This window comes from Kitasatospora sp. RG8, assembly GCF_017813315.1.
GTDB lineage: Bacteria > Actinomycetota > Actinomycetes > Streptomycetales > Streptomycetaceae > Kitasatospora.
Genome location: NZ_JAGIYX010000039.1, coordinates 68342 through 74847, shown reverse-complemented (window position 1 = coordinate 74847; position 6506 = coordinate 68342). Strand labels below are relative to the sequence as shown.

Sequence of the window (6506 nt, the reverse complement as noted above, 5' to 3'; positions counted from 1 at the left end):
CACAGCGCCGATGGTACTGCAGGGGGGACCCTGTGGGAGAGTAGGACGCCGCCGAACAATCATTCACAGAGAACCCCCGATCCATCACGGATCGGGGGTTCTTTGCGTTTCCGGGGCTCTGCGCTTCCCGAAATGGGGGCACGGCCCCATCCGCCCCCCTCTTCCTCGCTCAGCCGGGCAGGCCCCCCGGAGGGGTGGTGCTAGGACCACCCCCGGAATAGGGGCGTACGGCCAGTGCCCCGGATAGGCCGGCTCGGGAACACTGAAGCAGGACGATCGGGACCGGCATCAGGAGCATCCGTGACAACAGCGAGTGGAACGAGCGGCGCGAGCATGCGTGCCCAGACCGAAGCGGCCCTCGTGGAGGGCGGCCGCGCGCTGGTCCGGTTGTCGCTGCTGGCGCTGGGGGCCGTCCCGGCCACGGCTCTGCCGTTGTTCACGGCGCTGTTCACCGGTGCCGCGCTCGCCACGTTCCTGGAGTCCGAGGTTCTGGGGATCCTGCTCGCCCTCGTGACGGCGGCCGTTGCAGGCCTCGCGGTCGCCGGTCTCTTCGTCCGCCCGAGCGCCGACCGTACCCGCGCGCAGCTCGTCCGCTGGTACGGGATCCGGCTGCCGGCCGAGTACGAGCCCCGGCCGGCGCTGGAGCTGGACGAACGCGGTCACTGGTGGACGGGGTACTCGTACCACCGGTCCCACGCGGTGGCGAAGCTCGCGTCGCTGCTGAACTGGGCCGTGCGGGACCGGACGACGCGGTCGGAAATGACCTGGCTGGTGGTCAGGCCGCTGGCCACGGTGGCGCTGGCGGCGCCGGTGGCCGGCCTGGTGCTGGGCGGGACGGGCTACGCGATGGTGGCGCTGGCGGGCGCCGGGCCGGCGGGGGTCGCCGCAGGTCCGTTGCTGTTCTCGGCGGTCCTCGGGCTGGCACTGGCCGTCCTCGGAGTGCTGGTCGCGCCGCTCGCGGTGCGCGCGTACGCCGAGTTGGCGCGCCGGGTGCTGGACCAGGACGGCCGGGCCTCGCGGGCACAGCTGACCAGGCGGGTGGCCGAGCTGACCGAGACCCGGGCGGACGCGGCCGGCAGTCAGGCGGCCGAACTGCGCCGGATCGAGCGGGACTTGCACGACGGCGCGCAGGCTCGCCTGGTGGCGATCGGGATGACCCTCGGCACGATCGAGCACCTGATGGACACCGACGCGGCGGCAGCCCGCGAACTCCTCTCCGAGGCGCGGCAGTCCTCGGCCCGGGCGTTGCAGGAGCTGCGCGACCTGGTCCGCGGCATACACCCGCCGGTGCTCGCCGAGCGCGGACTGGGCGACGCCGTCCGGGCGTTGGCGCTGGACAGCGCGTTGCCGACGGAGGTCTGCGTGAGCCTGCCGGACCGTCCGGCGGCGCCGGTGGAGGCGGCCGTCTACTTCAGCATCTGCGAGCTGCTGGCCAACGCGGCCAAGCACTCGGGCGCGGAGCAGGTCTGGGTGGACATCCTGCACCGGGCCGGGAGGCTGCGAGTCACGGTGACGGACGACGGCGTCGGCGTGGCCGACCCCGCCCGGGGCACCGGCCTTCGCGGGATCGAGCGGCGATTGGGTACCTTCGACGGTGTCCTCGCCATCGACAGCACGTCGGGCGGTCCGACCACCATCACTCTGGAGCTGCCGTGCGAGTTGTCCTCGCCGAGGACCTCTACCTCCTTCGCGAAGGCCTGATCCGGCTGCTGGAAGCGCACGGCTTCACGATCGCCGCCGCGGTCGAGACCGGCCCCGAACTGCTGGACGCCCTGCTGACGCACCGTCCGGACGTCGCCGTGGTGGACGTACGGCTGCCGCCGACGCTCACCGACGAGGGGCTCCAGGCCGCGCTCCAGGCGCGGCGGGAGATTCCGGGCCTGCCGGTGCTGGTGCTGTCGCAGCACGTGCAGCAGCTGTACGCGCGGGAGCTGCTGGCGGACGGCACCGGCGGCGTCGGCTACCTGTTGAAGGACCGGGTGTTCAACGCCGAGCAGTTCATCGACGCGGTCCGCCGGGTGGCCGCCGGCGGGACGGCGATGGACCCGGACGTGATCGCCAAGCTGATGCAGAGCACGGCGCGGCGCCCGGGCCCGCTCCAGCGGCTGTCGCCGCGTGAGCGGGAGGTGCTGGAGCTGATGGCGGAGGGGTGTTCCAACTCGGCGATCGCGGCGAAGCTGGTGGTGAGCGACGGCGCGGTGGCCAAGCACATCGCCAACATCTTCACCAAGCTCGCACTGGTCCCCGCCGACGACGCGAACCGTCGGGTGCTGGCCGTGCTCGCCTACCTCAACGGCACGGTGGAGCGGGCCGGCTGACGCCCCGACCGGCCGCGGGCGCGGGAACGGAGCGGCTGACGTCGCCACCGGGCACGGTCGCGGGAACGGATGTGCGGCAGGCAGTGACACCCTGGGCTGCGGGAACGCTGAAACAGGTGTACGAGTAAACTCCGGTGGGCCGAGCCCGGAGGTCGCTGCAGCCGTCCGGCGTCCCGACAAGCGGGAACCGGCAGCCGCGGCAGCGTACGGCCGCAGCCGACATCCAGGGGTTGATAGACGTAATGGCACGCCCATCGCTCACCAAGGCCCATCGGGGCCTGCTCGGGCTGGTCGCGGCCGGGGCCTGCCTCATCTCGGGCATCGGCTTCGCCGGGTCGTACAACGCCGTGCGGGAGCTGGCGACGGAGAAGGGGTTCGGTGCCTTCTCGTACGCCTTCCCGATCGGCGTGGACGCGGGCATCGTGGTCCTGCTCGCGCTCGACCTCGTCCTGACCTGGCTGCGGATCCCGTTCCCGCTCCTGCGGCAGACCGCCTGGTTGCTGACCGTCGCCACCATCGCGTTCAACGCGGCCGCCTCCTGGGGCGACCCGCTCGGGATGGGCATGCACGCGGTCATCCCGGTGCTCTTCGTGGTGGTCGTCGAGGCCTCCCGGCACGCCGTCGGCCGGATCGCCGCGATCACGGTGGACCGGCACATGGAGTCGGTCCGGCTGATGCGCTGGCTGCTCTCTCCGGTGCCGACCTTCCGCCTCTGGCGGCGGATGAAGCTCTGGGAGCTGCGCTCCTACGACGAGGTGGTCCGGCTGGAGCAGAACCGGCTGGTCTACCGGGCACAGCTGCGGTTCCGGTACGGCCGCGGCTGGCGCCGTTCGGCGCCGATCCAGGCGCTGCTGCCGCTCAAGCTGGCCAAGTACGGGGTGCCGCTCGACCCGGGGGTGCTGGAGCGGCTGGACGACGAGGCGCGCGAGGCCCGCGAGCTGCGCGAGGCCAAGGAGCTGGCGGCGGAACGGGCGGCGACTGCGGCGATTCCGCCGGCCGCCGCCGCTGCGGTCGCCCAGCCCGCGGTCGCCCAGCCCGCGGTCGCCCAGCCCGCGGTCGCCCAGCCCGCGGGCGGGCAGCCGCCGCAGGTCCAGCAGGTCCAGCAGCAGTTCCAGTCTCAGCCCCAGGTCCAGCAGCCCCAGCAGCTCCAGAAAGGTCAGCCCCAGGCGCCGCGGCAGCCCCAGCAGACGCAGCCCGAGGCGGCCTCGCCCGCCGTCGCGCCGGTGCCGGCCGAGGTGGCCGCGCCGATGCTCGCCAAGCTGGCCGCGGTGCGCCTTCGCGCGGCGCAGGAGCCGGCGGGCGCCGAGCAGCAGGCTCCTCCGCAGCCCCGCGAGGAGCTGAACGTCTGGACGGAGCGTCCGGTCCGTACCAGCGGGCCCCAGGGCGACGGCTCGCCCGGCGGCCGTGTCCCCGGCCAGGCCTCGCCGTGGTTCAAGCCGCCGAGGCCGACCACCCCCCAGTCCGAGCCCCAGGCAGCCGCCCAGCCCGGACCGCAGTCCGCCCCGCGGCCCGCCGCGCAGGCGGTCCTGCCCGAGCCCGCCCCCGCCCAGGGCGGCGAGCACCCGGACGACGCCGGGTACCCGCAGGACGGCGAGTACCAGCAGGACGCCGAGTACCGGCAGCAGGCGGACCGCTCGCCGGAGCCGGTCGCCCCGCAGGTCACCGGCCGCCCGTCCGAGTCCGGCTACCAGGAGGACGTGGACTCCCGTCCGTCGTCGTCCCGGCTGGACCCGGAGCTCTGCTACGACGCGCTGGTGAGCTACATCGACACCCACGGGCACCAGCCCGACCCGCAGCGCCTCGCCGACTGGCTGACCAAGGAGTACGGGGTGGCCGGCACGCGACCGGACGGGTCGGTGCACCCGAAGGACGTCGCCGGGCTCTTCCCCGAGCTGAGCGACCGCTACGCCGCCGCCGGGAGGGACTGACCGACCGGTCCCGACCCGCGTGGCCGCCCCCGCACCGGCCGCCCACCTGCCCGTCCACCGCTCGGTCGGCCATTGACGCCCGACCACGGCGGGGCTACCTTCGCCTCAACAAACTGTTGAAGCGTGGGTCCGCCATGGACCGGCGAGGTGCGGAGGAGTGCGGATGTCGCAGGTCGAGCTGGACGGTACCGGGCCGACGGGCGGAGCCTCGTTCTCCGGCGAGGCGCGTGCCGCCGTGGACGCGCTGCTCGCCCCGGTCGACGCCGACCTGGCCCGGCGCTACCCGGGCGACTCCGGTACCCGGCAGCCGGTCCACACCGTCTACGTACCGGCCGACGCCTTCGGCGCCGACACCGTCCGCGACTGGGGCCGCCAGGCACTGGAGGCCTTCGACACCCACGCCGGCACCCCGGCCGAGCTGGCCCGCGCGCTCGGCGTGGCCGACGACGCGCTGCTCGCCGACGTGCACGCCCGGGTCCGGGCCAAGCTGGAGCGGGAGCCGGTCGAGGACCTGCGGATCGACTTCGAGGACGGCTACGGCCCCCGGCCCGACGCCGAGGAGGACGCGGCCGCCGTCCGGGCCGCCGAGCTGGTCGCCGCCGCGGTGGCGGACGGCAGCGCCCCGCCGTACATCGGCATCCGGATCAAGTGCATGGAGGCGGCCGTCCGCGACCGCGGCATCCGCACCCTGGAGCTGTTCCTCGCCACCCTGCTGGCCAACGGCGGTCTGCCCGAGGGCCTGGTGCTCACCCTGCCCAAGGTGACGTACGCCGAGCAGGTCACCGCGCTGGTCCGGCTGCTGGAGGACTTCGAGCGCTCGGCCGGGCTGCCGGCCGGCCGGATCGGCTTCGAGATCCAGATCGAGACCACCCAGGCGATCCTCGGCCCCGACGGCCGGGCCACCGTGTCCCTGATGATCGAGGCCGCCGGGGGCCGGGCGACCGGCCTGCACTACGGGACCTTCGACTACAGCGCCTCGTGCGGGGTCAGCGCCGCCTACCAGAGCATGGACCACCCGGTCGCCGACCACGCCAAGGCGGTGATGCAGGTGGCCGCCGCCGGTACCGGCGTCCGCCTCTCCGACGGCTCGACCAACGTCATCCCGACCGGCTCCACCGCGCAGGTGCACGCCGCGTGGAAGCTCCACCACGACCTGGTCCGCCGCTCGCTGGCCCGCGCCTACTACCAGGGCTGGGACATGCACCCGGCACACCTGCCGACCCGCTACGCCGCCGTCTACTCCTTCTACCGCGAGGGGCTGGAGGCCGCCGCCGCCCGCCTGGCCGCGTACGTCGCCAAGGCCGGCGGCGACGTGATGGACGAGCCGGCGACCGCCCGGGCGCTCAGCGGCTACGTGCTGCGCGGACTGGACTGCGGCGCGGTCGACCTCGCCGAGGTCACCTCGCTGACCGGTCTGGACCGCGCGCAGCTGGACGCGCTGGCCGGCCGCTGATCGAGGGTTAGGCTGGCGGGGCCGCCGGGGTGCTCCGGCCGGCCCCGCCAGCCCCTTGCCGTCCTCGTCGTCCGGGAGAACCACCGCGCCATGTCCGCCACGCCGGAGCCGACCCCCAGGCAGTACCTCACCATCCGGCGCGCGGGCAGCCACGAGACCGAGATCAAGAAGTCCCGCTTCATCTGCCACCTCGCCCGGGTATCCGACGAGGAGGAGGCGCAGGCCTTCATCGCGGGCATCCGCAAGCAGTACTGGGACGCCCGGCACAACTGCACCGCCTTCGTGGTCGGCGACGAGCAGCGGCGCGAACGCTCCAGTGACGACGGGGAGCCCGGGGGCACGGCCGGAGTGCCGATGCTGGAGGTGCTGCGCCGGCGCGGCCTGACCGACACGGTGGCCGTGGTGACCAGGTACTTCGGCGGGATCAAGCTCGGCGCGGGCGGCCTGGTGCGGGCGTACGGGAACGCGGTCTCGGAGGCGGTGGACGCGGTCGGACTGCTGGAGCGGCGGCCGGTGGCGCTGCTCGCGGTGACGGCGGACCACACCCGGGCCGGGCGGGTGGAGAACGACCTCCGGGCGGCCGGGTACGCGGTGAGCGACCTGGCGTACGAGGCGACGGGGGTGCGGATCGAGGTCGGGGTGCCCGAGCCGGACGTGGCCGAGTTCCACACCTGGCTGGCCGAGGCGACCGGCGGTACCGCGGTTGCGGTCGCGGCGGGGCGGACGTACGTCGAGGTGCCCGTCTGAGGCGGCACGGATTCCGGACAGAGTTTCGGACAGTCCGGTCCCCGCCCGTTTCGGCGCCTG

The 6506-nt window shown here is 74.1% G+C and carries 5 protein-coding genes; all 5 read left to right on the top strand.

Annotated elements, in window-relative coordinates; all coding sequences use genetic code 11:
* Window positions 1–300 precede the first annotated feature (300 nt).
* The 5 genes from J5Y04_RS36575 to J5Y04_RS36555 all read left to right on the top strand — a co-directional run bounded on the left by J5Y04_RS36575 (window position 301) and on the right by J5Y04_RS36555 (window position 6446).
* Window positions 301–1701, top strand: a complete 1401-nt coding sequence (locus J5Y04_RS36575) for a histidine kinase (RefSeq protein WP_307853484.1) — start codon at window positions 301–303, stop codon at window positions 1699–1701.
* On the top strand, window positions 1653–2318 hold the full coding sequence (locus tag J5Y04_RS36570; RefSeq protein ID WP_209416846.1) for a response regulator transcription factor: 666 nt from the start codon (window positions 1653–1655) through the stop codon (window positions 2316–2318). Before J5Y04_RS36575 ends, J5Y04_RS36570 begins: the two co-directional genes overlap by 49 nt.
* A gap of 242 nt (window positions 2319–2560) precedes the next feature.
* A complete protein-coding gene (locus J5Y04_RS36565) occupies window positions 2561–4246 on the top strand; it encodes a DUF2637 domain-containing protein (protein WP_209416845.1) in 1686 nt (561 codons plus the stop codon).
* 163 nt (window positions 4247–4409) lie between these two features.
* Window positions 4410–5699, top strand: a complete 1290-nt coding sequence (locus J5Y04_RS36560) for an aldolase/citrate lyase family protein (RefSeq protein ID WP_209416844.1) — start codon at window positions 4410–4412, stop codon at window positions 5697–5699.
* 90 nt (window positions 5700–5789) lie between these two features.
* Entirely contained in the window at window positions 5790–6446 is a 657-nt protein-coding gene (locus J5Y04_RS36555) for a YigZ family protein (RefSeq protein ID WP_209416843.1), read from the top strand.
* The last annotated feature ends 60 nt before the right edge of the window (window positions 6447–6506 follow it).